This is a genomic window from Providencia sp. UF-183 (assembly GCF_058246155.1).
Genome location: NZ_JBSICD010000050.1, coordinates 1 through 2221 on the forward strand (window position 1 = coordinate 1; position 2221 = coordinate 2221).

At 36.3% G+C, this 2221-nt stretch carries 2 protein-coding genes and 1 pseudogene; all 3 read left to right on the forward strand.

Going from position 1 to position 2221, the window contains the following annotated elements; translation table 11 throughout:
* Positions 1–184 precede the first annotated feature (184 nt).
* Positions 185–442 (forward strand): PAAR domain-containing protein, encoded by a 258-nt coding sequence (locus AC4IFT_RS22235; protein ID WP_273827287.1) that lies wholly within the window; start codon positions 185–187, stop codon positions 440–442.
* A gap of 3 nt (positions 443–445) precedes the next feature.
* On the forward strand, positions 446–1585 hold the full coding sequence (locus tag AC4IFT_RS22240) for a hypothetical protein (protein ID WP_490752893.1): 1140 nt from the start codon (positions 446–448) through the stop codon (positions 1583–1585).
* 34 nt (positions 1586–1619) lie between these two features.
* Positions 1620–2221, forward strand: a pseudogene (locus AC4IFT_RS22245) (ImcF-related family protein); the annotation flags it as partial.

Consider the following 2221-nt stretch of genomic DNA (forward strand, 5'->3'; position numbering starts at 1 on the left):
GAGGCCCTGTGCCAAATTGACGATGCGGATCCGTATCAGTTTGATTGCCACAGTGTTGATATGTCATGGCATTGGCGGCACTTACTTTTTTGGCGTTACGCAGACAGAAAAGCCGTAAGCCAAAAACGCGGAAAACGATAACACAACGCTATCAACATTCATATACAACTAAGAGAAAATACCCATGAAAGGAATTATTCGCCTAGGTGATAGAACATCATCTAATGGCCGTGTTTTATCCGCTTCAAGCCGAATACAGATACAAGGAAAGGGAGCCGCGCGAGTTGGCGATACCTGCTCATGTCCCAAACATGGAACGAATCAGATTGCTGAAGGAAGTACCACGGTTAACGACCAAGGACAGGCTATTGCTTTTCATGGGCACCGACTCTCTTGTGGATGTTTATTGATTACCTCTCTACCAAATATTTCAATTGGATAAATAATGATACACCCAGATTCAACCTTACCCCCAGCTAAGTCAATCCCAAATAAGTTTAATGTTTTTCAGCATATTATGATTTCTTTATCTGTCGGATTAGTTGTATTTTTCACTTTATTTTATTTCCCTATTTTAGAAAACAGTCATAAATTAATTTCCATTTCTTCGATTTCTTTTTTTATTTCTTTCAGTATTTTTTTAATTAATTATTTAATTTACATTCAAAAAATTGATTATATTAATCAGTGGAATTTAGAACGAGATAGACTTAAAAAAGAAAAAATAAAGCTAAAAAGAAGAGCTGTCACTGGTAATTTAATTTTTACGATGACGGCCTTGGGTTATCAGGGTAATAGCCTTTTAGCATTAACGAATACTGCGCTTCTAAAGCAAACAGAAAAAGAAGATAAATCCATAATAAAAACTGCAAACATCCCCATACTAACCACCCAAAACAGTATAGAAAGATATGTTGGCATTATCGACCATTTTTTATTTAATAATGCAGAATCAATATCAACGATAACCTCAAACAAACAAACCAAACTTATGGTTTTAGATAACCTAAGTAAATCACAAAAGGAGTATTTAATTGAAAAAATTAACTGTCTCTCAATTGACGATATTTCGAATCAAATTCAATTTATACCCCAGAGTAAATTAAATGCATTGATAAATAAACAAGCTAACCTTCTAGTTCATTCCCCAGTGTTTTTATTAGGTATTCAAGTTAATACTGAAACACGTTTTTATTCAGAAGCGGTTATCTTAATTGAGCTGCTATCTAATTCAAAAACGCATGGAGCAAGCATACATCAATCACCGGGAAATAGCCTAGATTACTGTATAGAGAACGTTTTATCTTTCGGTGGAAAAGTGCCTTATGCAATAGAAAACATTTGGTACCGCAACATAGGTGATTTTGAACTGAGTCAAATACTAAAAAAGTTAGCTGAATTAGGCATATCCCCCCCCAAAAACATGATTAATACCAATGCAATCTTTGGTGACGTTAATGAGTTATCAGATTTATTACTGATCAGCCTAGCATTAGAGCAAAGTAAAAAAAACAATTTACCGCAACTAATACTGAATACAGAAAATATGCATAACGCTAGAATTATTTCCAATAAAAACCGTTAATTCGTTTTTCATTTCAAGCACAGAGATCACTAGAATGTTATTCCATATAACGATTACCCTCGCACTTGTATCTTTATTATTCACCTGGTTTTGGAATGGCAATTACGCTATTGAACCAAATCAAAAAAATGACATTTCTTTATATATTATTTCAATATCTATAATATTTATTGGGGCAATTCAATCAATAAAAAAATTGAGAAATAAAATTATCAATATGAAAATCAAAAAAGATACTGATGATTTGAATGAAGAACAATTTGGAGAAGAGCTATCCGAAAGGCGCCAAGCAGAGTTTCCATCATTATTTATAAAAGACTACCTCCACTTCCACTACGGCCTTTTTTGGCGTAGAAAAGTCGCCATCCAACTGCTTATCGGCTCCCCCTCCGCCGTTGATAAACTGGCGCCGCGGTTGTCCCACGAAATTTGGCAGGAAAGCAATGGCACCGTGTTGATTTATGGCGGCGAGGTCGCGGCCACCGTCAATGACGAAAATGTGTTGATGCTCAAACAATTACGCCGCCGTCGACCCGTGGATGCGCTGATTTGGGTCACTGAAAACACCGTAATAGACCAATTGATGCACAGCACCCTCAACGTTCACCACCTCAATGCGGCGACGTCCGATATGGC

Excerpts from the sequence above, each read along its gene's own strand:
- AC4IFT_RS22240 (WP_490752893.1), top strand. The coding sequence starts at position 446 with ATGATACACCCAGATTCAACCTTACCCCCAGCTAAGTCAATCCCAAAT.
- AC4IFT_RS22235 (WP_273827287.1), top strand. The coding sequence starts at position 185 with ATGAAAGGAATTATTCGCCTAGGTGATAGAACATCATCTAATGGCCGT.